Source organism: Microcoleus sp. T3_D1 (genome assembly GCF_036700405.1).
Taxonomy (GTDB): Bacteria; Cyanobacteriota; Cyanobacteriia; order Cyanobacteriales; family Microcoleaceae; genus Microcoleus.
In genome coordinates, this window is record NZ_JAUBOV010000091.1 from 1 (window position 1) to 26,667 (window position 26,667).

Here is a 26,667-nt window from a genome sequence, read left to right on the forward strand (position 1 = left end):
ATGGTTGTGCAAATATTGGTCGTAAAGTAGCAACAATACTTGGACTCGATCTAAGTGGAGTTGGTAGAGGTGACTTGTCAGCACCTGTAAGACTTAAATTGTGGTCTTATGAATCCCCTCGCCTTTAGGCATGGGGAGATGTCAAGATGGATGATATTGAAGGAATGACCCTGACAGAAGTATTGCTGAATGCAATAACTGATTGAGGAGGCGGGCGAAGTTCACGCGATTATATTTGGGCCAGTTTGCCCAGCAGCATTTTTTAGGGGGTTTAAGTTATGGAATCTATCGATCGCCTGTTAGGTGAACTTAAGGCAGAGTATCAAGCATCTCAAAAAAATGCTGAGTTGAAAAGTCAGACACCGGTGCAAGCACAAGCGCCTGTGCCGCAAGCAGCAGTGCCGTCAAATCCAACATTTAAAACATCAGATATAAATTTGTATGCTGGTTCTTTAGATAAGGATTTAGCTCAAATTAAGGCTGAGTACGAAGGGCAAAATCAAGCTCAGGAAGTGGCTTCACAGCAACCGCTTAAGGCTGAACACGAAGCACAAAATCAAGCTCAGGAAGTAGCTTTACAGCAACAGCAGCCAGCAGAAAAAGTCGCGGGGCCGCAGTTGGACGTACAAACGCACAGACAGAAAGTTAGGCAAGCTCAGGTTTGGCTGAAAAAGTTGGATAAAAATTCCGATGAGGGATATTGGTTCGATCAGTTTGCTTTTAAGTATTCTTCGAGGATAGATGCGGCGATCGACTATTTGCAAGCTGTGAATGAGTTTGATTGAATGTTGATTGTTGGCCTTTGGCGGTTGACGGTTGAGGATTTACTGTTAAACTATCATTCCACAATAGACCTCTTGCAAAAGTCCTTTTCATAAATTTATTGGACGGGCAAGATGCCCATCCCACAAGAAAAAATAACTCTTGTGGGATGGGCATCTTGCCCGTCCTAGTTATTTTTGCAAGAGGTTTAATGTAAAAAATATGAAGTAAAAGCAGAAGTAAAAGTAGTAGGTTGGGTTGAGGTTACGAACCCAACCTACATATTGGGGATTTCACTTAATTAAGAACCGCTGTAGCTATTTTCAACTAATAGCATCTTTGAGGACGGAAGTAGGATGCAATAAAAACAAAGCCGCCTTTTTTGCTGTATCTTCAGATAGCTGAATTTGTTTTAACTCAACAATACCTTCACTGATAAAAGTATCTCTCAAAGCAGCTTTTTCTCCGCTGTTAAAACTCGTTTCGTAAAACACTTCTCGAATTCCAGCCGCAATGACTAATTTCAAACAATAAATGCAGGGTTCTAAGGTGACATAAATACTAGCCCCAGCAGTAGATATACCGTGTTTAGCAGCTTTGGCGATCGCATTTGCTTCCGCGTGAACCGCCCTTGATGGCAAAGTTTTACTGGCGTCGCAACTACTCAAACCAGGATAGCAGAAGCCTTGAGTAGTACAGTGTGCCGAACCTGACGGCGAACCGTTGTAGCCCGTTGCTAAAACTTGCCTGTTTTTAGTTATCACTGCGCCTACAGGAAAAGCCAGACAAGTCGATCGAGTAGCGGCCAATTTTGCTAACATTAAGAAGTATTCGTCCCAACTCGGTCTTTCTTCTTCTAAATTCATCGTCTATCCTGGATGTATTGCTTGCTCGTTTTCAGACACTCGGCCGCCTTTTGCAATTCTATTCCCAAATAACCAATATGCTCGCCTTTGATGGCAGGGGAAGCCGCACAAATTTCTCGCACTAACTTGAGAGGGTTTGTTCCAGAATAACAGGTGACAACTTCGCCACTGCCGGGGGTGGTTTGCGTGACAACTATTTGATGGTCGGCTACTTCAACTAAAAAATTGCCTGCTGCATCGAAAAAGTCTCGATCTTCGCAGATTTTAGCATATTGGGTTTGAATTAGTCGATCGGCATTTTCAAAGGTATCGTCATACAAGTGAGCCGATTGACTCAGCGTTACCAACGGGCCCATCGTCAAATTATAATCGGAACGCCTCGCAATTTCATCTCGAATGTGCTGCTGCAAAGCCCGCAAACCCATTGCATTTGCCGGCCAAGCCGCAAACATATCGTTACTGCGGAGAGTTGCAGTTAGCGATATTTCCTCATCCACAACTCGCACCCAAATGTGATTTAAACAAGGACTGCCGCTGTGCTGGTGGTCGGAGGAACCGTCAGGTCTTCTGTTGATATTTCCGCCGGCATCCCACAAACTAATTACAGCACTTGCCGCGTCAATTTCCTTAATGAGTTTGGCAATAACTTCTTCAATTTGATCGCGGCCAAACCACGACCGCATCCGCTGTGCGTAAGTATATTTAATGCCTTCGCTATATGGGGCATCTTCCAGCATTTGCGGTTTGTACTGTTCGAGAAAATCACGGTCTATTGGTAAGTAATTCGGTTCAGGAAAATAGAACTCCGCAGGTTCATCTGTAATCACTGCCATTAAGTCGATTAATTCTTGCCACTGTCCGTCGTAACCAGTCGGCCGCAAGGTGCCGGTGGTCTTAATTCGGTGGATGATTTTTACCCATGTTTCGGCGATAGTTTTGCCTTCGATTCTGTGCCCGTATTTCTGGCCGGGGAGTACAGTCGGGACGATTTCAACTAGCGGAAATTTTACGGGTTCTCCCCAAGGTTCAACAGATTCTTTTTCGGAAAAAGACTTGACAAAGGTCACTGTCTCTGCTATATTTTTGGCTTCTTTCCATTCGATGGAATGACGCAATAGTTCTAAGGCTTCTGCTGCTATTTCAATATCAATGTAGCCAAATATTGAAGATTTAATTAGCCAGCAATCTCTACCAGTATCGCTTTTACCGGCTTCAAAGCCGTTGCGAAAAAAGTCGAGCAAGCACGCGGCTGCACCGGAGTTGCGGTCTTCTTTGGTAGCGTTGAGAATTACTAAAAAGCGGACGTGGGGATTGCACAGCAAGTTTCTAATTAAGAAGTTGATGCCGCGAGTAGGAGAGTACAGTTGTCCGATGACAGCAAACTCGTTGGGTTGTAATTTTTTGCCGTTAGCGCAGCCCTTGGAAAGGATCGCACTTTTTACTGTCCAGCCGCTGACAATGGCTGTTTGCCCCGTTCCACAAATTAATTGATTTGGTTTGTATAGGGGTTTGTACTCAAATTTATTGACGAGATTTGTGGCTGTCATGGTTTACCGTTTTTTGCACCGCGTACTACTATATCAATACTGCAGAATCTTTGATAATTTTGTTTTAACAAATTCCTCAAGCCAACAATTCACTGACGGCTAGGCTAAAACCTGCAAGTACCCTTTGAGTATTAACAACTTCATCGGCATTAAACAACCGCCAGCGTTGCCCTGCATTCACAAATATTAATCTAGCTTCAGGAAACAACAACCAAACTTCTAAACATCCCGATTCCAAATATTCTAGAGCTTTCGCAAATAACTCTTCGCCGCTATCTTCCGGGGAAGCAACTTCCGCTATCAAAGGAAAACTTTGGGAAAATGCTGTAAAATTGCCTGATTCTGGCAGCAGTTCAGGAGTAATGTAAGCAACATCGGGACGGCGACCCTGCTTGCTAGTGCGGCAAAGGACTTCTGTAAGAACTTCTCCTCCCTGTCCGCTGGAGTCTTTGTAATTTCCCCAGAAACGGGCTAATTTAGATTGAGCTAGACTGTGCTTGAATGTCATTCCTGTTTTTTCCACTAAGTTGCCGTCAACCCATTCCATTCTATCAGGAGGCTTGACTAAAAACTCTTCGAGAGATATGACTTTTTCTGGCTGAGATTCGGGGGAAATTTCTGGTAGATTTTCTAATTTTGGATGTGATTCTAGCTCGGAGTTTTGGTCGGAATTTTTGGGTATAATTATAGTAGCTGTCATGCTCGCAACCTCTCTTTAACGATTATAATTGTACAAGCGATCGCTCTCGATCGCATCTTTACGATTTTATTGAACTTGGTAGATTTTGTCTTTTCAACTTAGCCCGACAATTTATATATCATAGCAATTGACAAAGGTGACTTTCATGATTCTCTCAAACCGTTTTTCGGAAGCCCTCACCTATGCCGCCGAATTGCACGCTACCCAAGTTCGCAAAGGTTCCGGCGTGCCCTACATTGCCCATTTGTTGGGCACTGCTAGTATAGCTTTAGAATATGGGGCAAATGAAGATGAGGCGATCGCAGCTTTGCTTCACTCCGGCGATCGAAGATCGAGGTAGCGCTACCACCCGCGAAGCCATCCGCCGCCGCTTTGGCGATACCGTCACAGCGATTGTAGACGGCTGTACCGACAGTGACGCGACGCCGAAACCCCCTTGGCGACAGCGAAAACAAGCTTATATCGATCGCATTTCTACAGCTTCTGCCTCGGTCAGATTAGTCTCGGCTGCTGATAAACTTTATAATGCTCGATCGATCCTGAAAGATTCCCGTCAATTAGGAAATACTGTTTGGGAACGATTCAAAGGTGGCAAAGACGGTTCTCTCTGGTATTATCGTTCTTTAGTATAATCATTCCGCAAAGCTGAGTTAACGCCTATAGTGAAAGAATTAGACCGCACAGTTTTAGAATTGGAACAGTTTTATGAACGCTGAACGCTGAAGGTAAAAAGCACTAATTATCAATTACCAATTACAATTAAAAAATGGCAAATGTTCGCTTAGAAAATATTACCAGACGCTACCAAAACGTCACCGCGATCGAAAACATCAGCTTCAAAATCCCGGACGGGGAATTTTGGGTATTAGTCGGGCCCTCCGGCTGCGGAAAATCGACAATTATGCGGACAATTGCAGGTTTAGAAACCGCCACTTCCGGCAATCTTTACATCGGAGATAATTTAGTTAACAACATTCCGGCGAGACAGCGCGATGTAGCAATGGTGTTTCAAAATTACGCGCTTTATCCGCACATGACTGTCGGCGAAAACCTGGCTTTTGGATTGCGGATGCGGAATGTTGACCCGACTAAAATTCAAGAACGAGTCGAAACAGTAGCCCGATCGCTATCGATAGACCACCTCCTCAAGCGCAAGCCCAAACAGCTATCAGGCGGACAGCAGCAGCGGGTAGCACTGGGAAGGGCGATCGCCCGCGAACCGAAAGTATTTCTTTTAGATGAACCGCTTTCTAACCTCGATGCTCAACTGCGAGACGACACTAGAGCAGAGCTCAAACAACTGCATCAACGGCTGGGAATTACCACAATTTACGTCACCCACGACCAAGTGGAAGCGATGACTTTAGCTGATAAGATTGTAGTCTTAAATGGGGGAAAAATTCAACAAATTGGAGACCCGCAAAGCATTTATGCGAAACCAGCTAACCGCATGGTTGCCACATTTTTAGGCAATCCCGCCATGAACATTTTGCCGGCAATTTATACTAACGAATTTTTTCAAGTAGGAGATCAAGCTTTAGCCTGTCCGCCCTCGATTCAGAAAAAATTGCAGGCGAGAGAAGGACAAGGATTTGATTTGGGCATCCGTCCAGAAAATATAGAAATCTTTACGCCAAAAACAGTAGAAGAGGATGATTTGAAAACCGATGTTTGGGCCTTAGAAAAAGTCCCCCTCGATCTAGAGGTAAAAGTAGTGGAACCTCTGGGGCGAGAAACTTTAATTCGGGCGAGTTTGCCTTTGGTGGGCGCTGAAACTACTGTACAGGTGCAAGTACCTGCGAGTGTTCGCTTGCGATCGGGCGATCGGCTGACGGTACAGCTTGACTTCGATCGACTATTTATATTTGACCCTTCCACCGGTGAAGCGCTGTATCCTTAACGGGCTTGAACTTATATCTTGCACCATTGTCGATTAGCCTTTTAGGAACAGGCTGGACGGCCTGTTCCACAAGAAAATCTACTCTTTGTGGAACGGGCCGAAGAGCCCGTTCTTGAGAATGGTGCAAGATGTGAGTTGAACAGGACTTACGCACGGGTAATCAGCCACCGGGGTTTTTGAGTCGCAGTGCCTAAGTCCTGTTCAATCTAAAATCTAAAATCTAAAATCTAAAATAGACTGAGCCTTCGAGTGGGAAAGTCTCGATTCGTAGTTACAAAAATTTACACTTGACATTTATTAATTTACCAAGTAATGATACGATTAATATTGGCACAACGACAAAACGTCCCCCCAAAAGCTGATATTTCCTGAATCGGGGCGATCGCGACCCACAACGCAAGCATCTTCCCGCTAAGAAGCGGCTTGACGCCCCGACTTGGGAGCAACTCGCGAACCAAAAACTCAGAAAAACGTTCTAGCGGCATTTTTAGATGAATCCCGACAACCTGCCTCAAATGCTGCACACAGGATTTCACCTAACTTTAGGTGCAACTTCCTTTTTAATTGAGACATTGCAAGATCCCCTGAAGCGAGAAGAAAATCTTGACAAACTGAAGTCAGATTTTGGCCAGCTAGCCGACGATCTGCTGGAAAAAGGAGAAATGACTGAGCGAGAAGCCCGGAATTTTGTAGATACTATTTTCTCTCAACCGGGCGATCGGGAGAATGCAGACAGCGAATCTGTCTCGTCCAAGCAATCAGATGCAGCGACTGATGCTCCTCCCGAGTCGGTTGTACAGCCTAACGTAAAGCTAGAGATTCAAGAATTAACAGCACACATGGCAGCGCTCAGAGCCGAGTTGGAAAATTTGCGCGCCGAAAATTCCTAGTATTAAAGAATCAAGAGTCTTTAACACAGCCGGAGTTTACTTGCCAACTTAATTTAAGAGAACCAAACTTTAGTCATTGTCCCATTTCTCAGAACCGATCAGGTCGGCGATGCGATCGCGCAGCAAGAAGTCGCATTTTTCTAATTCGCACTCTACACAAGCCCATTCCCGAGGCGGAATGAATTGGCACAGCGTGTAGATAGGCTGTTGGCGGCTCAGCACGCCCTCGTGGACGAGGTGACGCGCTTCATCTTGGATCACATCTAAAGAGTATTGGATTTGGGGAATAGTGGACTGAATCATAATGCGCCCTCAATGTTTTACTAAAAAAATTTATGGCCCTGGTAATAATATAGTCCAAACTTACGAATATGGAAGTTAAATTTTGTCCGTATACAGGTATACAATTCACTGCCGTCAATAAAAAAAAATTATAGGAACGATCGGTAAGTGATGGCATCTGTCTTGGGATTTTGAGACGCCGCACATTTTCCTCCGTAGCAGGCGGATATGCTGGAAAGTTCTATTGAGAACTTAGGAACCCGCGTCCAATTCCCGGTTTCTTGATACTTCGCCACCAAAGGCAGAATTTCTCGCGAGAAACCGGGTTGATGAATTTAACTCCTAACGCAGCAAGCAACAAAGGAAAGATTCACAAGTCCGCCAACTCAAGCATTGCCCTTTGCGTCAATGCCGAATAGCACTTCTAGAACGAGAGATTGCGCTGCCGGCATCTGCCCAAAACAAAATACATAAGGAATACTCGGAGGCAAGTGTGGCAAAAATTGCTCTAAAACGTAGGGACTGCCGTAAATTAACACAGCTTGCAGTTCTCCCGTTTTTAATAATTTCTTAAACCAATCTTGAGCTGCTTCGGTCAAACCAGCACTGCCTCGGAAGCAATTGCCGCGAATGAAAATTTGCAGCAGTGTCGGAGAAAAATGCTCTGCACCTGTATTATCAGCGATCGCCCCTGTGCGATCGTCAATCAGTTGCAATTCGTAACCAAACTGTTCGGGAAGGGCGATCGCCGGAGTGTGGTTTCCCAAAAACTCGCACCCCAAAACATCATCTACAACAATCAAATTCCGCAAAAGCTGGTTTTCTGGTGGTTTTGCAACCTGCAAAGGTAGATTGCCGCCAAATTTCAAAGAATCTCGCAAAATATCGGCAGCAGTTGACCTTGCCTGTGGATTTGCCAGCAAACTTAAGTCGATCGAGTCGATCGATGTTGAATTTACTGCTTTTTCCTTTTCCTTTACTAACAAACCGACTTTAGCTTTAGCCGACCAAATTCGCTTGACAGATTCCTTGATTTGTGATAATGGAATCCTCCCTTGAGTGACAGCTTCGCAGACAGCCAGAATCGCGCCTTCCGGGTCAAGCGGCATCAGCAAAACATCAGCACCAGCCTCAGCAGCCAAAACAGCAGCTTCATTAGCGCCGTACTTATTAGCGATCGCACCCATCACCAAAGCATCCGTCACAATCAAACCTTCAAATCCCAACTCTTCTCGCAGCTTCCCGATCAAAATTTTGCGAGAAAGAGTAGCAGGAAACTCGGCATCCCAAGCCGGAATCAGCAAGTGAGCACTCATCACAGCATCGGCCCCAGCGGCGATCGCCTCAACAAAAGGAGGCAACTCAACCTGGGCTAATCTCGCGGGCGAATGCGGCAAAACCGGCAACTCCAAGTGAGAATCAACCGCCGTGTCTCCGTGACCCGGAAAATGCTTAGCTGTAGTTAAAACCGGGTGATCGCCTGCGCCGCGAATAAAAGCAGCGGCTAATTTCCCGACAATTTCCGGTGTCTCGCCAAAAGCGCGGACGTTAATCACAGGATTGTCGGGATTGTTGTTAACATCAACCACTGGTGCAAGAATCCAATTTAGACCGATCGCCCTAGCTTCGATCGCAGTGACAGCGCCCATTTGTTCAGCATATCGATCGGCTTTACCTGAATCATGCCGCGCCACCTCGGCAATGGCCATCGGCGGCCCGAACCAAGTCGCCCCCGCGAACCGCTGGCCGACACCTTCCTCAATATCAGCCGCCAGCAGTAGCGGAAACTTAGCCCAAGACTGCAATTGGTGCGATCGAACTGCCAACTCCGCAGCACTTCCCCCGACCAAAATCACCCCACCGACGCCCAAATTTTCCAGATAATAGCGGAGTTTGCTAGCAGTTGGTTCCCATTCCCGATAGCGAATTTGGTGGTCGAACAAGCAGCCAGAAGCGCGCACCACGAACATCTGGGCCACCAGTTCTGGTAAGGAAAGATTGTCAATCATTCGATTTTAGATTTTAGATTTTAGATTTTAGATTTGGGCATCGGCCAAACAGGGCATCGGGCATCGGCCAAACAGGGCATCGGGCATCGGCCAAACAGGGAATTGGGAATTTTCCCTATCTCCTTCTCTTCCCCTCTTCCTTCTTCCCTCTTCCTTCTTGCTTCAATCGGGACTTTCATCCTCAGTGAATTCTTCCTCGGGATCTAGAAGATCCGGTTTGCGATCGGCAGAAAGCTGATTCAGCAGTATCAACATTTTATCGCCCCGTTCCAAAGAACGGTCTTCGAGAAAAATCACTTCCGGCGTCCGGCGCAGTTGCACCCGTTGACCCAACTGGTTGCGGACGTAGCTAGTAGCAGATTTCAAGCCCTCCATAGTCTCGGCCTTTGCCTCATCAGTACCGTAGATGCTGACAAAAATTTTTGTATGCTGAAGGTCTCCCGAAACAATTACGTCGGTAACGCTAACCATACCAGCACCTACACGGTCGTCCTTGATTCCATTCAGCAACATCAGGCTGACTTCCCGTTTAATCAGTGAAGCTACACGCTCAATGCGACGATTTGTAGCCATAGAAACTATCCCCTACTTTTAGATCAGCCATTTTCATCCCGATTGACAATTGTAGCGCGATCGGTATCGGGTGTTATGTGCGATCGGGGGAAAAAATGAGAATCAGCACGACACGGATGAACACGAATACACGGAGGATATTGACACTCCCCAACCTAAAGGTGTGGGGATTCTTGCTTCATCCGTCCTCTCGCTTGATTATTGCTAATCCCCTGTTTGGATACGTCCACAAGCGCACACGGATTGCCCGACCGCATTTGAAATGATTTACTTAATTGTTTGTTCCTCTTTCCTACACTATGTCGCACGTAGCTGAGCATTGTAGACGGGGAGAACCCAATATTGGCTATCTAGGCGTTTTATCGCGTTGCCATTTCTCTCTTAACATAGTATTCCAGAATGTGTCAAGAGAAAGCCGTCATAAAATGACGGGGCTTGTACCCAAAATTTTGGTCAAGTTAGCCAATTGTGCAAACAGTCAGATGACTCAAGTCATCCGTGTATCCGTGTTCATCCGTGTTATGCTCTACTTTTTCCCGGCGAGGGGACTGAAACAAAGTAGACCAAGTTTAACTACACTATACATTTTAAAACATCTAATATGAATATTCCTAAGTCAATTGTTCGCATTTTTCTAATTCTCCCCAACGGTCAGATTGTGGCACAACTGCGAGATAATATTGTAGGTATTGCAAGTCAAGGGATGCTTTCTACTTTTGGTGGTGGCGTGGACGTTGGAGAAAGTCCAAAGCAGGCAGCGGTGCGAGAACTGGAGGAAGAAACTTGCCTCGAAACCAATTACACAATAGAATTTATCACAACCTTTCTACACCAAAAAACCCAAAATAATCAAAAAGTTATACAGGAAAATCACTTATTTTTGGCTAGGATTAGGAATTGTGAGCAAATAGAAATCAAAGAAGGTGTGGGTTTTGTAGTTTTGAGAAAAGATGTAGATTTTGGGAAAGTCAACGCCGGCGAGGGTACTCAAATGGCTTGGAAATTCTTGCAGGAATATTTAAAATAAAAAGTCATACACAATATTTTTCCTGTGCTGGGACTGAAACATGGAGCAACCCTGCGTTATTATTAGAGCTAGAAGCCATTATTCACAGAGCAACTGAGCCGCCCTACAACGTTCAAATCCCACCGAAAAACTAGACTCATACAATCAACAACTCTGGAACAACTATCTGCTGCTGATGCCGAAGCCATCCTAAAATACCTTCCAGAACGAATTCGTGCGGCCCTCATCGCCCGTGCTGCGGAAATTGAATATCAGATCGAAATTGTTGTGTCCATGGCAATTGCTAATTTCCTCGATAGCCAAGCACTTGGTTTTGCCGATTGCCAACCGGGGCGAGGCAACTAAATAATCTGAATTTGAAGTTAATGTCGGTAATTAATGGGCGATCTTTCAATATAAAATCTGGCAAATACGATCGCTTGTCATCATGCCCGATTCTATCCAACAAGAAGCCCGCCAAATTCTCGATACCCTCGCCTTCACCCCATTCGAGCAATGCCAACCCCTCAGCCACAACTTTAATACCATTCCTACCAGAGTAGGTTTATACTGAGATGTTGCACCATTCTCAATAAGCTTTTTATGAACGGGCTTTCCGGCCTGTTCCACAACAAAATTCACTCTTTGTGGAACAGGCCGGAAAGCCTGTTAAGCGAGAATGGTGCAAGATGTGAGTTTATACGCATTTCGGCATTCCTCCGAAGGATTGCTTTACATTGGCAAAGCCAAAAACTTGCGAGACAGACTTCGCAACGGACATAAAGCCTTTCTGTGGGGCTGGCTCGTAGGCGTAGCCAGCCGCAGGCATCGCTACAATCCAGACGACGTGAGGATTGCCTTCGTCACTCTCAACCAATGGCAAAGACCGGGGTTATCATATGAATTAGAAACCCTCATCCTCCAAGCCAGCAACCCTCCCTACAACGTTAAAATCCCCAGAGAGTTATGAATCAAACTATCACCACGCACCACCTTTCTCCAGAAGCTATTCATCAGTTGGTCGATTATTTGCCTGACTATATAAAAGCTGCCCTCTTGTCCAAGTCCGCTGAACTTGAATGTTCTCTCGAAGCCGCCATCGAAATGGCAATCTCCAGCTTTTTAGACGAAGAATCCTTTAGCTTTGAGGATTGTTTGTTGGCTAAACGCATGAAAGATACTGTCTGAAATTTCATCGCTCTCGATCGCACTCCCAGTTACGATTAGATTATGCCGATCGCCAAAAGGAATAAAACTCATGGAAAAAGAATTTACGATCGGTCAAAAAGTCAGAGTTGTGGCGATGCCGCCTTACGTCAAAACTGCCGAACCGATGCCCATGCTGCGGCCTGCGAATTTAATTGCGATCGGCGCTGAAGGCGTTGTGATCGATCGCCGTCCCGGCAATTATTGGGGAATTCGCTTTGAAAAAGGTGCTTTTCTCTTAGACAGTCAGTACATTGAAGCAGCGGAAACTACTGTAGAAGGTAATGGGTAATGGAAAAGGGGGAATGGGGAAAATTAATCTGATAGAGCAATCCTCCCATCATTTGTGAATTTCTTACGGACTCCCAGGGGGTTCGGGGAGGGTTGGGATGGGGTAAACAAATCACGAGTCCTGCAAGGATTGCTATAAAATCCGTTAGTATCAGAATTATTCATCTCTCTCTTCTCTTCCTCTGCGCCCTCTGCGGTCTCTGCGGTTAAATCATTCCGATCCCTTTTTCTTGTTCCCTCAACATCCCTCCCTTAAATCCGTTAAATCCCATTGCTTGCTCGTTGCCCAAGGTCCCTCTTCAAGAAACCAGCTTAGCCTCAAAAACCAAAGAATTAACAGGAAACTCCCCCAAGAATTCCTCTAAAATGGGAGAGGTGAAGTTACAAGGTTGAGGCTTGCCCAAATGATAACCTTGAGCGTAATCTACCCCAAGTTCATTGAGTTTATCCATAATTGTTTGATTTTCCACATACTCGGCAATAGTTTTAATTCCCATGACGTGAGCGATTTTGGTAATAGCTTCCACCATTGCAACATCAATAGGATTCTCGACAATATTCTTAATAAAATTGCCGTCTATTTTGAGATAATCAACCGGCAAGCTTTTCAGGTAAGCAAAGGAAGACATCCCGCTGCCGAAGTCGTCCAAGGCAAACTGGCAGCCTAGTTCCTTGAGTTGCCAAATCAAGCTGGCTGCCTTGCTGAGATTACCGATCGCCACGGTTTCAGTAATTTCAAAACAAATTATTTGCGGCGGTATTTGATGGATGGAAAACTGTTCCTGAATAAACTCGATAAACTTTTCTTCGTTGAGGCTGTCCCCAGAAAGGTTGATTGAATAAATGCTGGGATATTTGCCAAATGACGATTGCAGATCAGACAAAAGAGAGCAAGCAGGGAAGGTAACTATTTTATCGCTGTCTACATCGGGGTCTTGGACGAATAAATTGGCCGTGAAAATTTTAGATAAATTGCTAAATAAAGTGCGAATTACCCAGCGGTCGATCGCGTGCATCAAGTTGTAGCGTTCTGCAGCCGGAATAAACGCCATCGGCGACACCAACTCACCAGTTTCCAACTGGAGGCGCAGGAGGATTTCGCAGTGGGTGCCGGTGGTTGAAGAGTTGAGCAAAGGTACGATCGGCTGAGAGTACAAGCAAAAGCGATTCTCTTCTAAAGCTTGATGAATTTGCACCACCCACTCGGTTTCGCCATGCTGTTTGATTAATTCTCGATCGCCTGCTTGATAAACCTGTACCCGGTTGCGACCTTTATTTTTAGCAGCGTAGCAGGCCATATCGGCCGCGCTCAAAATCGCAGATGTCGAGGCTGTTTTGGGATTGATTGCTACCAAACCGATACTGACGCCGATCGAAAAAGTTTTGTCCTGCCACGCAAAGCGGAATCCCTGAATGCTTCGCAGCAGCGTTTCAGCAACATTCAATCCTCGTTCGACGGGACGATTATACAGGAGTACGGCAAATTCATCGCCGCCGAGACGGGCCAAAATATCGGTTTTGTGGATATTGGTTTTAAATAGCTGGCTGACTTGGCGCAGCAGTTCGTCCCCTGCAGCATGACCGCAGGTGTCGTTAACTATTTTGAAGCGATCGAGATCCAGGTAAAGCATCACGTGTTCTTGCCCGTAACCTTGAGCCCCGTGTAGGGCGTGCTCTAGCTGGTACTCAAATTCCCGGCGGTTGACTAATTGCGTCAGGGGGTCATGAGTTGCCTGCCAGGTGAGTTGCCGCGCTTGAGTTCGCACTTGGGTGACATCTCGGAACACAACGACGGCCCCGACAATTTTGCCGCTGCTGGCGTGGATGGGGGCGACGCAGTGGTCGATCGCAAATTCGGTGTGGTTGCGGGCAATCAGCAAGCTGTTGTGTCCCTGGTCAACAATCCGACCTTCGCACAAAGCGATTTCGGCGATATTTTCGATCGGCCGCCTGGTAGTTTCGTCAACTATTCTCAGTACGCTGGCGAGGGGCAAACCTTTAGCTTCCGAGGTAGACCAACCCGTGAGTGTTTCGGCAACTGGATTAAGGGTGGAAATGCAGCCGTCGGCGTCTGTCGCGATTACGGCATCGCCGATCGATTGTAGAGTAACAAACGCGAGTTCTTTTTCTTCAAAAAATGCTTGTTCCATGCGCTTGCGATCGCTAATATCCCGCTGCACCGACACCCAGTGGGTAACGTTCCCGGAGGTGTCGGCAATAGGTACGCTGTTGAGTTCCACCCAATAAGTTGAACCGTCTTTGCGGTAGTTGATCAATTCTAGGCGTAGGGGTTCTCGGCGAGAGAAAGCACGGCGAATTTTATCGACTTGGGTGGGGTCGCTTTCTGGGCCGCGCAAGCAACTGGGGGTTTGTCCGATGATTTCTTCGGGTAGGTAGCCCGTCATTTGGGTAAAAGCTTCGTTGGCATAGATGATGGTGGGGTCGGAGATATCGCTGTCTCCGGCATCCATAATCACGATTGCGTCGTTAGCGTTCACTACAGCAGATTCTAAAAGGTGGAGTCTGGCCTCGGCCCTAACGCGGGTAGCAATTTCGCTTTCTAGTCTGGCGTTAGTCAAGCTGAGGGATGCGATCGCTTTTTGCAATTCCCTAGTCCTTTCTGCCACTGAATCGTGCAGAACATCTATCGCCCCGGACATTTCCATCGGGTCAAGTACGCGCAGTATGTTGGTTTGAGTAACTATTCCCAGGAGTTCTCCCTGTTCCCCCGTTACTACCAACCTGCGGACTAAACGCTGGTGCATTTCCTGATGAGCTACCCACAGCGAGTCTTCTTGCTTGAGGCTAAATAAGGGGGTACTCATCACAGTTTGGGCGATCGTTTGCGACAAATCTATATCTAAAGCTTGAAATTCCACAATATCCCGTTCTGTGACGATACCTACTGGAATTGGGAACGGTAAATCCCTCGATAATTCTGTGGATTCGGTAATTACCACGCAGCTAACGCGGTGCTGGGCCATCAACTCGGCTAAACTCATAACTGACGCGGAGCGAGGTGCTTGAATGACTTGTGCGGTCATTACTTCTTTCACGCGGCGCATTTTTAAGATATTTGCCGGTTTCAGCATGGCTTGGCGAATGCTTTCCGGCGTAATTACTCCTAAGAGTTGACCTTCACTATCCAATATTGGCAAGTGCTTAATTCTTCGTGGCCCCAGCAGAATTAGGGCACTGAAAATGTCTTGAGTCTCGGATTTTGTCAGAGTTGCTGCCGGCTGCCTCATCACTTCTGCGATGGTGACACCTTTTAAGTTTTTGCCCGAGGCAATCAAATCGACAAGATCCCTTTCGGTGAAGATTCCTTGCAAGTGAGAATGTGGAGCCGAGGGCGAGGATAATTTTAAGAGTGATTTTTCCACGACAAAGACGCAGATACCTGTCGCGTCTCTGAATGCACTCTTAGTGGGGGAATTTGCGATTTCTGTTAGTGGCTGATAGATATCGGTTGGTGGAATGTCTGCGTTTAGAGAGCAACTTGGGCGCCGTTGGCCCATCAGGGTAATTACTTCTGCTAGTGGGGTATCGGGCGCAACTGTCAAGGGGTAGCGGTCTATTACTTGAGCTAAGGTTGGCAGATACTTGGAGGAATCGTTTTTGAGCATATTTAATTGAGTTTTGCGATCGCGTTGATTCTGCGACATTCCAAAAAAGTGCTGATTTCCAAGCACTAGGTGGATTTTTACGGCGCTGCTGAGACCTAATTAAAATTTATTGTTAAAAATGCAGCCGAGCTTGGGCTGGGGATCGGGCCTGTGACTGCTTTTCGTCTACCTATAAAGTTATAAGCTTATCTTTATTTTAAATTAAATTTTCTGTCTCGTGACACTTTTATTAAAAACCAGGTATTTTTTGTAAACTTTTTGCGATAAGAGCGCAGCTAAAATCATCCATAGCATTGCGAATCATATCCATCTTCAGAAAGACGCATCTGTTGGCTATCCTAGCTAACCTAGAAAAGGTTACTACAAAAAGGCACTGTATTAAGTTCGGCAGTGTTAAGTTTTGCGAAATAAAGTTTTGCAAGCTGGTCGAGACCATGTATGCGTTGTTGAGGGCAATCGATGTCACAGCCAAGCTGTGAATTAGAGCGCAACTTGCGAAAACAACCGTGGTAAGATTGTAGATATCAAGACAAGAACTTGAATACAGAGTCTGTGAGGAAAAGGGATTATGAAACGCAATCTATTAGCCGCTACTTTTTTAATTACTCCCCTACTGTTGGCGGGCCCGGCTCGCGCTGAAAATCCCGCTCACGTCCAACAGTTATTGTCAACCGGGCAATGTTTTAAGTGCGACTTGTCAGGAGCAGATTTAATGGGAGCCCATTTAATTGGTGCTGACTTGAGAGAAGCAAATTTACGAGGAGCAAACCTATCTCATGCCAACCTCGAAGGCGCGGACTTGACAGGTGCTAACTTGACGGGTGCTAACTTAACCCAAGTTTTCCTGACTAATGCCAGTTTAAATGACGCAGACCTCGATCGGGCAAATCTGACCGCGGCCATCATTAACACCGCTGACGTATCCGGCGCATCAATGGAAGATATGACCATCACTAATGCCACAATCTACAATACCCAAATCGGCGTCGGCGGCAGCTACGACCAGTAAACTCGTTAAAAGAATGGAAAACGCCAATTTTGAGGTTAAAAACCCGGTTTCTCCCCAGAAACCGGGTTTTTAGTCTTTTTGTAGACTGCCCCGGAACCTCACATTTTCTCTCGTATTTCAAGCGAACAATCTGACCACGAATTTCAAAGGTGGTATCCGCCACGTGATTTATCCGTGGAATCAATCCAAAATCGAAAATCGAAAATCACTTATTGCCCCCGCATTTATCTCGCGCAAGTCAATCTAAAATCTAAAATCTAAAATCTAAAATCGATTGACGCACCCTACCCTACCACTACCACTAAAAACCCAAATCAACCGCAATTCGGTGCGCGCAAGCAAACCCAGAAAACGCCACCGCATTTAAACCCTGTCCGGGAAACGTACTGTCACCCACACAATACAAACCAGGCATAGAAGTTCGATTAAACGGCATTCCCAGCAAACCCATTAGCTTCTGTCGCGGAATCGGCCCGTAAGTTCCGTCGTCGCGCCCCAAAAAGCGGCGGTGAGAGCGCGCAGTCCCAACTTCCATATAATCCAAACCGGCATCTAAACCGGGAAAAATCTTTTCTAATCTTTCAATAATTCTCCCTCCAGCCTCTTCCTTTTTATCTTCGTATTCCTGCTGCGAAAGTCCTTCCCACTGTTCCATCCAACTCGAAGTAAAAGCGTGAACGATGTGATATCCTGCGGGAGCTAAATCCGGGTCGAGCACGGTCGGAATGGACACCAAAACAGTTCCCTCCGGCGCTTCCATTTTGTCCCAATCTTCTAACAAAATGTGGTGGCAGGCAGTACCGACAGGGATTACGCCTGCTTCCACTCCCAAATGCAAACTCAAGAAACTGGGGGCTTTTTGATAGCGCTGCTGCCATTTCTTTTCGCTAGCCGGCATCTCTTCTGCGGGCAGCAATTTCTCAAAAGTATCCCACCGCGTGGCGTTAGAAACTATCCGATGAGCCCGGTAAACTTCGCCGGTTGCTAGCTCGACTCCGACAGCGCGGCCGTTTTGTGTAATAATTTTTTTCGCCTTAGCTTTGTATTGAATTTTGCCGCCGCATTTTTCTAATCCTTCTACTAATTTTTGGGCGATTTGACCGACTCCGCCTTTGGGATAATTTATGCCGCCGTAATGTCTGTCGGAAAATACCATTCCGGCATTAATCATCGGCGTCAAGTCTGCGGGTACTACAGACCAGTAGTAGCATTCCATGTCGATAAATTTCAGCAAAGTAGGGTCTTTTATGTAGCGCCGCGCAATGTCGCCAGTATTTTGAGGCAGATATTTTACTAATCCCAAACAGGCTAAAGGATTCTGAAAAAAGACTCGAACCAAATATCCGGGTTCTTCTAGGGATAGCAATTCCATCCCGTTGAGGCAGTTGAAGACGCTCCAGCATTCGCCGTAAAATTTGTGGATTCCTTCGCGTTCGTGAGGGAACCTGTCAGTTAATTCTTGCAAGTATTTGTCATAAGCCTGGGGAACTTCAAGTTCCAAGCCGCTGGGTAAGTGATAGTGAAGCTGTACGGGGTCGGGAATGGTTTCTAAGGTGACGTTGACTGCTTTCAGGGCGCGGGTGAGGAGGTTGGTGGTGCCGCGCTGTCCGAAGCCAAAAATCATGGAGGCGCCGACATCGAATCTGTAGCCTTCTCGATCGAAATATCCAGCGCTACCCCCCGGAATTGTATAGCTTTCGAGCACTAAAACTTTGGCTTTCTTAGCCGCTAGCTGGGTGGCTGTCACGAGTCCACCAATGCCGGAACCGATGACAATTACATCAAACTCTTGCTCTGTAGGGCGGGAGTTGGGAGAAAATAACTGGGATTGGGTAGGAGCTGACATTGGGTTAAAAATCTTAATATTTCTATGATTTTACAGTCGATCGCTCCAGAAGCAAGAAGTTCGGCAACGGATTATGTAGCGGATGTAGCGGATGTCAGGAAGACCGAAGTTCGGCAATGCTCAATGCCCTGTTTGGCCGATGCCCTGTTTGGCCGATGCCCTGTTTGGCCGATGCCCCAGCTTCCAAAAAAAAATGCGGGAACAGTCTACCATTGCCGACTGCCCCCGTCTGCCGATCCTTTGAGAGGAGAACACTAAAAATTACTATAGCCTTGTTGCTAATTAATGTCAATACTATTGGAAAAATATTTCAATAAGCTGATGGAGGTCGATCGGCGAATGGGTTCTAACTCAATCTCTGGCTTGTATGCGCCCTCAAGGATGTGATAAGTTGCACAGAGCGATCGATCGCCGGTTGGGGAAGCCCTCGAAGAAGATCGATCGCACGGCATAAAATCCCTCAAACCTAGCAATCTCCCCAATTTCCTAATGTCCCTGCAACTGCGCGTTTACGTTCCTCCGCATCCATTAATTAAACACTGGCTGGCTGTTGCCCGCGACGCCGCCACCCCCTCGGTACTTTTTCGTTCTGCGATGACAGAATTGGGAAGGTGGCTGGCTTACGAGGCGATTCGAGAATGGCTGCCGACAGTGGAAACCACAGTGCAGACGCCTTTGGCAGAATGTCCGGCGGCTTTTATCAACCCGGAAGCTCCGTTAGTTGTGGTACCGATTTTGCGGGCGGGTTTGGCACTACTCGAAGGAATTCAGACGGTTGTGCCGCTGGCGTCGGTTTACCACCTCGGCATGGCAAGAAATGAGGAGACGCTGCAACCGACTTGTTATTTGAACAAATTGCCGGCGCAGTTTAACCCGGAAACGCGGGTGATAATTAGCGAGCCGATGCTGGCGACTGGCGGCACGATTATAGCGACTATGCAGGAATTGACTGCACGGGGAATTGATCCGAGCTTGATTCGGATTATCTCTGTGGTGGCTGCTCCTCCGGCTTTGAAGAGGCTGAGTGCAGAGTACCCGAGTTTGACTATTTATACGGCAACGATCGACGAAATAGTCAACGAACAGGGCTTTATTGTACCTGGTTTGGGAGACGCGGGCGATCGAACTTACGGCACATGAAGCAAGTCAGTCAGTCAATTTTAGATTTTAGATTTTAGATTTTAGATTGACTCGACAGATAAATCTGGGGGCTTGTAGGCCTTTTTGGGTGCGGTGAGTGCTTCCAGGAATCAGTTGCTGAAATCTCCGGGGAAAAAGATGACCCTGGTTTGGTAAAAGCAGGCACAGAGAAAGTTACAATCAAAAGTACAAGTCAAAAATAAATAGCGTTTAGCACTCATTGCCCGTGAAACTTGATTCTGTTCCGCCAAGCTTGTCTGCTTCTGACTCAGTAAACCTCAATTACGATTTGCCACAACAGCTACAACTACAAATAAAAGAGGCTTCTGAGATTTGTGCTGCTTTAACCCCGGAGCCCGCTGAACTCTCAGTGACTGTAAATCCCGATATTTGTCAGGAACAAAAGAAACTGAAGCCAAAGCACTGGGCAATTTTTGCTTCGACTTTTGCAACTATTTTTTTAGCTGAAATTGGAGACAAAACTCAGCTCGCGATTTTGCTGATGACGGCTGAATCTCGAAATCCTTGGATCGTTTTTGCGGGTGCGGGTTCGGCTTTGATAGCAACCAGTTTGCTGGGGGTGTTGCTGGGAAGGTGGCTGGCTAGTCGGATTGCTCCGAGAACTTTGGAGAGAGCAGCCGGAGTGATTTTACTGGCGATTTCGGCGGTTCTGCTGTGGGAAGTGCTGGGTTAATTGTCTGCCTGTCGGTAAGTCGTAGATTTCTACAATAGCTAACTAAGAAGCGAAAAAAATATGGACTGGCAACTTTTGGGAATCAGTTTTATTACAGTGTTTTTGTCAGAATTGGGAGACAAAAGTCAATTAGCTGCGATCGCCCTGGGCAGCAGTTGTAACTCGCCACGGGCTGTATTTTTCGGTACGGCGTCGGCGCTGCTGCTGGCGAGTTTAATCGGCGTGGGCATTGGCTTCAGCACGGCAGAGGTGTTGCCGGAACGACTGGTAAAGGGACTCGCGGCGATCGGATTTGCGGTGATGGGCTTGCGCCTGCTGTGGCCAAAAGCCGATTTACCGGAAGCATCCGAATAGGGCGTGCCGTCAGTCGATTTTAGATTTTAGATTTTAGATTTTAGATTTACTCTACAGATGAATCTGGGAGTTTGAAAAAGAGTCTAAAATTTTGATTTCTCCACCACAGGAGTAGTTCGCAAGTATCGGTTTTTGCGCGGGTTCAGGAAACTTGACAGTATAGTTATATCAAATCTGTTAGCATCGGAGATTATTCATATCTCTCTTCTCTTCATCTGCGTGAATCAGCGTCAATCCATTGTCCGGGGCGGTTAATAAATTATCTTTTTTTAACCGCAGATACAGGCAGATAAACACAGATTAACGCCGATGAATATCAAATCCGGTGTTTACGATCGCGTTAAAATTTAAAAAATTAGCGGGGGGCGTGAATTCACGCCCCCCGCTGCAGGGTGAGTTTTTTTTCTCAACTCAACCTCTTAGCCTTCTGTCGATTAAACTTGGTTTTGGTAGCACCAGCCCAGCAGCGTACCGGCGACAGCCAACTTCAGCGCTTCCAAGGCAAAATAGCCTTGGTGCAGTAGATTCATCCCGGCGGGTACTTCTGCTGCGGAATCGAACAGATTTAGCTGCATTCCCAAGGCGCTCATTTGGGGTGTCAGGGCGTAGGTGTCAATCAGGGCGATCGTCAGAAGTACCAATGATAATAAAATTGCTGTGCGGCTGCGCTTGCCGAAGTCACCGACTAAATTGCTCAAAACCATCAAACCCGTTGCCACCAGGCCCGAACAGATTAACTCAACGCGGTTGAATCCCCAGAACATTAAATTCCCGGCTGTTGCAAACTCCGGTGATGTCGTCATGCCAGATACGTAGAGACTGGGCATAATTACTAGATCCAAAATCAGGCTAACGCTGAGCCAGAAAATTAGGGCAACCATGACAATTGCTTGCCAGCGCGGTTTGATTGATTCCACTCTTGATGTTGTAATAGCTGTCATATAATTGAGCCTCTAAAATTTTCTTCTGCCTTTTCTAGAGTTTAACTAACTTTTTTATAAAATCGTGTTAAGTATTTTTAAATTAATGGTAACTTTTGTGTAACTAACTGAGAAGAATTGTTAAGCTTGCGGGTGCTCCTCTTCGATGGCTTTCCTTCGGATCGCTTCGCTAACGCCAACGGGCGAGCCAACAGCAACAGTTTAAAATTTATGGCGATCGTCAAAAATCTATTGATAATTACTCATTGGAGGGAGAGACTCCAGAAATTTCATGTGTTATTATTACAGTTGAATTGAAAAATATTAAAAATGTTAGCAAATGATTGAAATGAACACAATCATGGAATTGAGTCGGGCAATAGCCAATAAATTCCAAACGCAAAAAATAATTTTGTTCGGCTCTTACGCCTATGGAAATCCCACAGAAGATTCGGACGTTGATATGTTGGTAGTTTTATCTTCGGATGGTAATAATCTTCGTAAAACTTGGGAAATATTAAATCAAACTCAGCCAAACTTTGCTGTAGATTTGTTAGTGCGAACTCCTTCGGAAATTGAACAACGTCTAGCTTGGAATGATTTATTTTTGCGGGAAATCATCGAGAAAGGAAAGGTGATTTATGAATCCGCTCACACTTGAATGGGTTGATAAAGCTGAGGGCGCTTTTACTACAGCTTTGCGGGAATTGCGAGCGCGAAAATCTCCGAATTATGATGCGGCGTGTTTTCACGCTCAACAGTGTGCCGAGAAATATCTAAAAGCGCGTTTGCAGGAAGCAGTAATTGCTTTCAGCAGAACGCATAATTTGACGGTTTTGTTAGATTTGCTGTTGCCCGTTGAGCCTGGGTGGGATAAGCTTCGCACAAAACTTTTAGCGTTAACTGCTTTCTCCGTTGCCTATCGCTATCCGGGGGCTTCGGCTGATAAAGATACAGCCCGCGAAGCATTAAATTTTTGTCGCGAAGTTCGCGAACAAGTAAGGTTAAGTTTGGGTTTGACTCCATAATACCAAATCCTGCTTTAATACCTGCTTAATTCTTGAGTCCGCGAAGGCGGACTTCGTTTGTGTAGAGGCGGTTTCAACCGCCGACTGTTCATTAGTTTAGACGCGGTTTCAACCGCCGACTATTATAAATAATATAAGCTGTGTTGCATCTAGATTGCCTATGGTACTAGAGAGGAAGAGGGGGGGAAGGGGAGAGGGGGAGAGGATTTGACGATTTTTGATCGGGACTCGAAATATACAATTTAAATGCACAACAGCTTATGCCTAAATTTCAATTATCCTCTTGGTTGCCCCGTCTCCCCTCTCAAGTCTGGATTCTTGCCGCCGGCAGATTCCTTTCCCAAAGCGGCACCGGTTTTACTTTATTTTACGCGCCGATATTTTTTGTCGATCGCGTCGGTTTATCTGCTACTGCTGTTGGAATTGGTTTGGGTAGCGGTTCAGTTTCGGGAATATTCGGCAGAATTTTGGGCGGTTCTTTTTGCGATTCCAAATTTTGGGGAAGGCGGCGAACTTTATTGCTGGCGACAATTATTTCGGCTGCCGCTTCTTTTGTACTGGCGGGGACTAATGATTTCGCTGGCTTAATTGCGGGCAATTTACTGATGGGTTTTGGTGTGGGTTTGTATTGGCCTCCAACCGAGACGATGGTGGCAGATTTAACCGAGGGCGAACAGCGACAGGAGGCTTTTGCTTTGACGCGGCTGGCTGATAATTTGGGTTTGCAAGTTGGGATTATTTTGGGCGGTTTGTTGATTGCTGTAACGGGGAATTATCGATCGCTCTTTATTATTGATGGTATCTCGTTTTTAGTGCTGTTTGCAGTAGTTGCGATCGCGATCGCCGAAACCTACAAACCAGTTAATTCAGGGGATAGAGGCAAAAAAAATCGGGAAAATGGTTGGATGGTGGCGCTGAGCGATCGCAGTCTTCTAGTTTATGCTTTAGTAAATACTCTGTTCACATTATATATTTCCCAAATCCAAACCACAATGCCGCTGTACTTTAGCAAGTTTGTCGCGGTGGGGACATCGGGGAAAGGCTTTTCAACAGGTACAATTACCGTTTTGTTTGCTTTTAGCACGTTTTTAACTGTGGCTTTGCAACTGCCGGTTGTTAAAGCTTTGAGGCGGTTTTCCCACTCGAAAGCTTTGATGATTTCGGCGCTGCTATGGGGAATGGGATTTATCGCGATCGGCTTGACGGGAATGGCTGCAACTGGCAATCTATTTTTAGCTGTTTTAGGCTTGAGCTTTTTGTCGATGGCGACTGTTGCTTATACGCCTTTTGCTTCTGCTTTGGTGGTGGATTTAGCGCCGGAGTCTTTACGCGGCGTGTATTTGGCGGTTAGTTCTCAGTGTTGGGCGATCGGCTATTTAATCGGGCCGCCGCTGGGGGGTTTGGCTTTGGATGGAGGTAAATGGGCGGCGGATAATTTTTGGTTGGGTTTGGCTCTTAGTGTGATTGCGGCTGTGGTTATTTTGCAAAAGCTCGATCGAATGTTGAAAAATTAATTGCTAAAATACAACTTTTGTGATAATCTCATTCACCCGATAGATAAATAACTCGCAAAAAATGCCTAGCGGTCTTAAGCTCTTATAGCAGGCGGTTGTTTTACTTATTTTATTAAACCTATAAAAAATATTAACTCAAAACTTTGTGGTTGGCGATACCAAATAGTTTTACAATTCCTAGAAAGCTAATAGCAATTTTACAATCTAATTTGTGAGGAGTTCTAGTGAAAGCACATCTACTATTTAGTGCTGGCGCAGTAGGTTTACTGTATATACTTGCCAGTTCTTTACCATTGGCAGCCATGCCTCCCGCCGAAAAAAAGACATTAGGTACTGAAGAGTTAAAAGAGTCAGAGGCTAAAATTAGCCTGAATACAACTGTTGAAAATCAGGTCAAAGCACCTGAAACATCCGACTTAAAATTAGTTGAGGGGCTGCAAGTTGACAACACCGTCTCAACAACCAATCAACTCGCCAATCTCCCCCAAGAAACTGCCAACCTGAATCGGCCCGAAACAGCAGCATTAACCGCAGAAAATCCCGGGGAAAACTCATTAAACTTAGCCGAAAAACCAGCAAACCCAGCCCCAGCAAAAGTCACAGAACAAGTATCTGTTGCCCCTTCCCACAACTCGCAGACACCAGCAGAAGTCACAGAAAAAACATCTGTCATTCCCACCCCTAACCCTGCACCAGTAATTGCCCAAACAGAAACTTCTACTTCCGAAAAGTTAGCTGAAATCGAAAACAGCGCTTCCTTAGAACCCGCAGCAGCCAACAGCGAAACTTCAGAATCCAGCGAACTCCAGCAAGTAACATCTGTATCTCAACTCTCCGACGTGCGCCCGACGGACTGGGCATTTCAAGCCCTGCAATCTCTAGTAGAAAGATACGGCTGCATAGCAGGATATCCAGACGGCACATTCCGAGGCAATCGGGCAATGACTCGGTACGAATTTGCCGCCGGTTTAAACGCTTGCTTGGATAAAGTTACTGAGCTAATTAAAACAGGTACAACCAACTTAGCAACCAAGGAAGACTTAGCCGCATTGCAAAGATTGCAAGAAGAATTTGCAGCAGAATTAGCCACTTTGCGGGGTCGAGTCGATGCTTTAGAATCCCGTACCGCCGAACTAGAAGCCAATCAATTTTCGACAACAACTAAACTCAGCGGCGAAGCAATTTTTAGCGTTGCCGACACTACTAAAAACAATAACAGCGATACTCAGACAGTCTTAAACTACCGAGTGCGCTTGAATCTGCTGACCAGTTTTACAGGCAAAGATACCCTAATAACTGGCTTGCAAGCTTACAACATTCGCAGCTTCGGGCCTAATTTAGGTTTGTCAACAGGGGCATTTAGCGGTTTGTCTGATAGTCAAGCAAAACTGAGTTTTGAACCGCAATTTCCCGGAATTAATCCTCAGACTCTATCTAGCATTGACGCCAATGCTGTTGAACTTTACAAGCTGCTTTACGTCTTTCCAGTTTCTAACAGCATCACTTTATTTGCCGGCCCGAAAGCCGAAACTTCCGACGCTTTTCAAGCAATTACTCCTTTTGCTGGAGAAGGGCAAGAAGCCGTCTCTAGATTTGCAGGTTACAACCCTGTTGTCCGCGTATCCGGTGGCACTTCTGGCAGCGGTTTGGCATCGGCAGGCGGGTTTATTTGGAACATTTCCAAAAAGCTCAATTTGACAGCTTTGTACGGCAGTGTAAATGCAGCCTTGCCCAATGATTTAGGCTTTCCAGCCACGCCTTTAGGAGCTGGTGCATTTGAGGGAAGTACCGTGGCTGCGGCGCAGTTAACTATTAAACCTACCAGCAGTATCGACATAGGTTTAAATTACGCTTACAGTCGCCACAAATTGAATATTCTTGCTACAGGATTAGGTGATGCCGATTTGGGTTCTATTTTGGGATCAGATAGAGAACCTGTTAGCGGTGGCGTGAGGATGAATTCGTTTGGCGGTACTTTAACTTGGCGTCTTTCTCCGAAAATTGCTGTTTCTACCTATGGAGGTTGGATAATTGCTGATGCTGAAAGAAGCAATGCTTCTACAACTTTCAACAGTTGGATGGTAGGTTTCCATTTCCGAGATTTGTTCGCACAGGGTAATAATGCAGGTATTCTGTTTGGACAGCCGCTCGATCGCGATTCGGTAAGTGGCGGTGCTCGTTTTCAGCAAAACAAAGCAACTCCTTACCATTTAGAAGCTTATTACCGCTTCAAAGTCAACGATAATATCAGCATTACACCCGGAGCTTTTGTGCTGTTCAATCCAGAAGGAACTAAGGATAATGACACAGTAGGAGTGGGTGTCCTCCGCACAACTTTTACTTTCTAAAGGAAGTGCTAACCTACATAGAACTTACGGACGAGTGACCAGAAACCGCGTTGTTAAACCTTTATACTTGGTTAAACTCGTGACATACTCCCACATCAAGCTGAGTACAGCTATGATGTGGGCGTCTTTGCAGCCCGATGAAGGGTATACAAAATT

Annotated in this window: 26 protein-coding genes and 1 pseudogene; 17 read left to right on the forward strand and 10 right to left on the reverse strand. The window is 46.0% G+C overall.

Annotated elements, in window-relative coordinates:
* Window positions 1-278 precede the first annotated feature (278 nt).
* Window positions 279-785, forward strand: a complete 507-nt coding sequence (locus QT992_RS28470; RefSeq protein ID WP_333341096.1) for a salt stress protein, Slr1339 family — start codon at window positions 279-281, stop codon at window positions 783-785.
* A 300-nt stretch (window positions 786-1,085) separates the two neighbouring features.
* Here QT992_RS28470 and QT992_RS28475 read toward each other — a convergent pair whose 3' ends face one another.
* The 3 genes from QT992_RS28475 to QT992_RS28485 all read right to left on the reverse strand — a co-directional run bounded on the left by QT992_RS28475 (window position 1,086) and on the right by QT992_RS28485 (window position 3,875).
* Window positions 1,086-1,628 carry a dCMP deaminase family protein gene (locus tag QT992_RS28475; RefSeq protein WP_333264082.1) on the reverse strand — a complete coding sequence of 181 codons (543 nt, stop codon included), beginning with the start codon at window positions 1,626-1,628 and terminating at the stop codon, window positions 1,086-1,088.
* On the reverse strand, window positions 1,625-3,175 hold the full coding sequence (locus QT992_RS28480) for a thymidylate synthase (RefSeq protein ID WP_333341098.1): 1,551 nt from the start codon (window positions 3,173-3,175) through the stop codon (window positions 1,625-1,627). Before QT992_RS28480 ends, QT992_RS28475 begins: the two co-directional genes overlap by 4 nt.
* 76 nt (window positions 3,176-3,251) lie before the next feature.
* Window positions 3,252-3,875, reverse strand: coding sequence for a Uma2 family endonuclease (locus tag QT992_RS28485; protein WP_333341101.1), 624 nt, complete (start codon window positions 3,873-3,875; stop codon window positions 3,252-3,254).
* A gap of 145 nt (window positions 3,876-4,020) precedes the next feature.
* Here QT992_RS28485 and QT992_RS28490 point away from each other — a divergent pair.
* From QT992_RS28490 to QT992_RS28500, 3 genes and pseudogenes are all read left to right on the forward strand, one after another.
* Window positions 4,021-4,591: pseudogene (locus QT992_RS28490) on the forward strand (HD domain-containing protein).
* 50 nt (window positions 4,592-4,641) lie between these two features.
* The gene (locus QT992_RS28495) at window positions 4,642-5,775 is read left to right on the forward strand and encodes an ABC transporter ATP-binding protein (RefSeq protein ID WP_333317732.1); all 1,134 of its coding nucleotides are present in this window, start codon (window positions 4,642-4,644) and stop codon (window positions 5,773-5,775) included.
* 491 nt (window positions 5,776-6,266) lie between these two features.
* Complete coding sequence (locus QT992_RS28500) at window positions 6,267-6,665, forward strand: hypothetical protein (protein ID WP_333341104.1); 399 nt, start codon at window positions 6,267-6,269, stop codon at window positions 6,663-6,665.
* A 69-nt stretch (window positions 6,666-6,734) separates the two neighbouring features.
* Here the strand turns inward: QT992_RS28500 and QT992_RS28505 are convergent, their stop codons facing one another.
* The 3 genes from QT992_RS28505 to rbfA form a co-directional block, all read right to left on the reverse strand.
* Complete coding sequence (locus tag QT992_RS28505; protein ID WP_333121145.1) at window positions 6,735-6,968, reverse strand: DUF4327 family protein; 234 nt, start codon at window positions 6,966-6,968, stop codon at window positions 6,735-6,737.
* A gap of 365 nt (window positions 6,969-7,333) precedes the next feature.
* Window positions 7,334-8,956: a glycoside hydrolase family 3 N-terminal domain-containing protein gene (locus QT992_RS28510; RefSeq protein ID WP_333341107.1), complete on the reverse strand. Its 1,623-nt coding sequence runs from the start codon at window positions 8,954-8,956 to the stop codon at window positions 7,334-7,336.
* Window positions 8,957-9,118: 162 nt separating this feature from the next.
* Window positions 9,119-9,529 (reverse strand): 30S ribosome-binding factor RbfA, encoded by a 411-nt coding sequence (rbfA, locus tag QT992_RS28515; protein WP_333317726.1) that lies wholly within the window; start codon window positions 9,527-9,529, stop codon window positions 9,119-9,121.
* A gap of 601 nt (window positions 9,530-10,130) precedes the next feature.
* Here rbfA and QT992_RS28520 point away from each other — a divergent pair.
* From QT992_RS28520 to sipA, 5 genes are all read left to right on the forward strand, one after another.
* Window positions 10,131-10,556, forward strand: a complete 426-nt coding sequence (locus QT992_RS28520) for an NUDIX domain-containing protein (RefSeq protein ID WP_333155747.1) — start codon at window positions 10,131-10,133, stop codon at window positions 10,554-10,556.
* Between the two features lie 427 nt (window positions 10,557-10,983).
* Window positions 10,984-11,109: a hypothetical protein gene (locus QT992_RS28525; protein WP_333317724.1), complete on the forward strand. Its 126-nt coding sequence runs from the start codon at window positions 10,984-10,986 to the stop codon at window positions 11,107-11,109.
* A gap of 117 nt (window positions 11,110-11,226) precedes the next feature.
* The gene (locus QT992_RS28530) at window positions 11,227-11,505 is read left to right on the forward strand and encodes a GIY-YIG nuclease family protein (RefSeq protein WP_333317722.1); all 279 of its coding nucleotides are present in this window, start codon (window positions 11,227-11,229) and stop codon (window positions 11,503-11,505) included.
* Window positions 11,502-11,723 carry a hypothetical protein gene (locus QT992_RS28535; protein ID WP_333317720.1) on the forward strand — a complete coding sequence of 74 codons (222 nt, stop codon included), beginning with the start codon at window positions 11,502-11,504 and terminating at the stop codon, window positions 11,721-11,723. The genes QT992_RS28530 and QT992_RS28535 overlap by 4 nt, the downstream gene beginning before the upstream one ends.
* 70 nt (window positions 11,724-11,793) lie before the next feature.
* Complete coding sequence (gene sipA / locus QT992_RS28540) at window positions 11,794-12,033, forward strand: regulatory protein SipA (RefSeq protein WP_333101820.1); 240 nt, start codon at window positions 11,794-11,796, stop codon at window positions 12,031-12,033.
* Window positions 12,034-12,331: 298 nt separating this feature from the next.
* On the opposite strand, the gene QT992_RS28545 is transcribed toward sipA, so the two are convergent.
* Window positions 12,332-15,697 (reverse strand): EAL domain-containing protein, encoded by a 3,366-nt coding sequence (locus QT992_RS28545; RefSeq protein WP_333317718.1) that lies wholly within the window; start codon window positions 15,695-15,697, stop codon window positions 12,332-12,334.
* Window positions 15,698-16,226: 529 nt separating this feature from the next.
* Between QT992_RS28545 and QT992_RS28550 the strand changes: the two genes are divergently transcribed.
* Window positions 16,227-16,667 (forward strand): pentapeptide repeat-containing protein, encoded by a 441-nt coding sequence (locus QT992_RS28550; protein WP_333317715.1) that lies wholly within the window; start codon window positions 16,227-16,229, stop codon window positions 16,665-16,667.
* A gap of 301 nt (window positions 16,668-16,968) precedes the next feature.
* On the opposite strand, the gene crtH is transcribed toward QT992_RS28550, so the two are convergent.
* Both crtH and QT992_RS28560 read right to left on the reverse strand, forming a co-directional pair.
* The gene (gene crtH / locus QT992_RS28555) at window positions 16,969-18,513 is read right to left on the reverse strand and encodes a carotenoid isomerase (protein WP_333317713.1); all 1,545 of its coding nucleotides are present in this window, start codon (window positions 18,511-18,513) and stop codon (window positions 16,969-16,971) included.
* Window positions 18,514-18,791: 278 nt separating this feature from the next.
* Window positions 18,792-18,965 carry a hypothetical protein gene (locus tag QT992_RS28560; RefSeq protein ID WP_333317712.1) on the reverse strand — a complete coding sequence of 58 codons (174 nt, stop codon included), beginning with the start codon at window positions 18,963-18,965 and terminating at the stop codon, window positions 18,792-18,794.
* 37 nt (window positions 18,966-19,002) lie between these two features.
* Here QT992_RS28560 and upp point away from each other — a divergent pair, with 37 nt between their 5' ends.
* From upp to QT992_RS28575, 3 genes are all read left to right on the forward strand, one after another.
* On the forward strand, window positions 19,003-19,653 hold the full coding sequence (upp, locus tag QT992_RS28565) for a uracil phosphoribosyltransferase (protein ID WP_333317710.1): 651 nt from the start codon (window positions 19,003-19,005) through the stop codon (window positions 19,651-19,653).
* 226 nt (window positions 19,654-19,879) lie between these two features.
* The gene (locus QT992_RS28570) at window positions 19,880-20,347 is read left to right on the forward strand and encodes a TMEM165/GDT1 family protein (protein WP_333378310.1); all 468 of its coding nucleotides are present in this window, start codon (window positions 19,880-19,882) and stop codon (window positions 20,345-20,347) included.
* A gap of 60 nt (window positions 20,348-20,407) precedes the next feature.
* Window positions 20,408-20,701: a TMEM165/GDT1 family protein gene (locus QT992_RS28575; protein WP_333082112.1), complete on the forward strand. Its 294-nt coding sequence runs from the start codon at window positions 20,408-20,410 to the stop codon at window positions 20,699-20,701.
* A 434-nt stretch (window positions 20,702-21,135) separates the two neighbouring features.
* Here QT992_RS28575 and QT992_RS28580 read toward each other — a convergent pair whose 3' ends face one another.
* Window positions 21,136-21,642 (reverse strand): hypothetical protein, encoded by a 507-nt coding sequence (locus tag QT992_RS28580; RefSeq protein ID WP_333155728.1) that lies wholly within the window; start codon window positions 21,640-21,642, stop codon window positions 21,136-21,138.
* A gap of 328 nt (window positions 21,643-21,970) precedes the next feature.
* Here QT992_RS28580 and QT992_RS28585 point away from each other — a divergent pair, with 328 nt between their 5' ends.
* From QT992_RS28585 to QT992_RS28600, 4 genes are all read left to right on the forward strand, one after another.
* Window positions 21,971-22,282, forward strand: a complete 312-nt coding sequence (locus tag QT992_RS28585; protein ID WP_333378313.1) for a nucleotidyltransferase domain-containing protein — start codon at window positions 21,971-21,973, stop codon at window positions 22,280-22,282.
* Complete coding sequence (locus QT992_RS28590; RefSeq protein WP_333317704.1) at window positions 22,263-22,649, forward strand: HEPN domain-containing protein; 387 nt, start codon at window positions 22,263-22,265, stop codon at window positions 22,647-22,649. Before QT992_RS28585 ends, QT992_RS28590 begins: the two co-directional genes overlap by 20 nt.
* Window positions 22,650-22,909: 260 nt before the next feature.
* Complete coding sequence (locus QT992_RS28595; protein WP_333317702.1) at window positions 22,910-24,163, forward strand: MFS transporter; 1,254 nt, start codon at window positions 22,910-22,912, stop codon at window positions 24,161-24,163.
* Between the two features lie 224 nt (window positions 24,164-24,387).
* Window positions 24,388-26,511, forward strand: a complete 2,124-nt coding sequence (locus tag QT992_RS28600) for an iron uptake porin (RefSeq protein ID WP_333317700.1) — start codon at window positions 24,388-24,390, stop codon at window positions 26,509-26,511.
* Window positions 26,512-26,667: the final 156 nt, after the last annotated feature.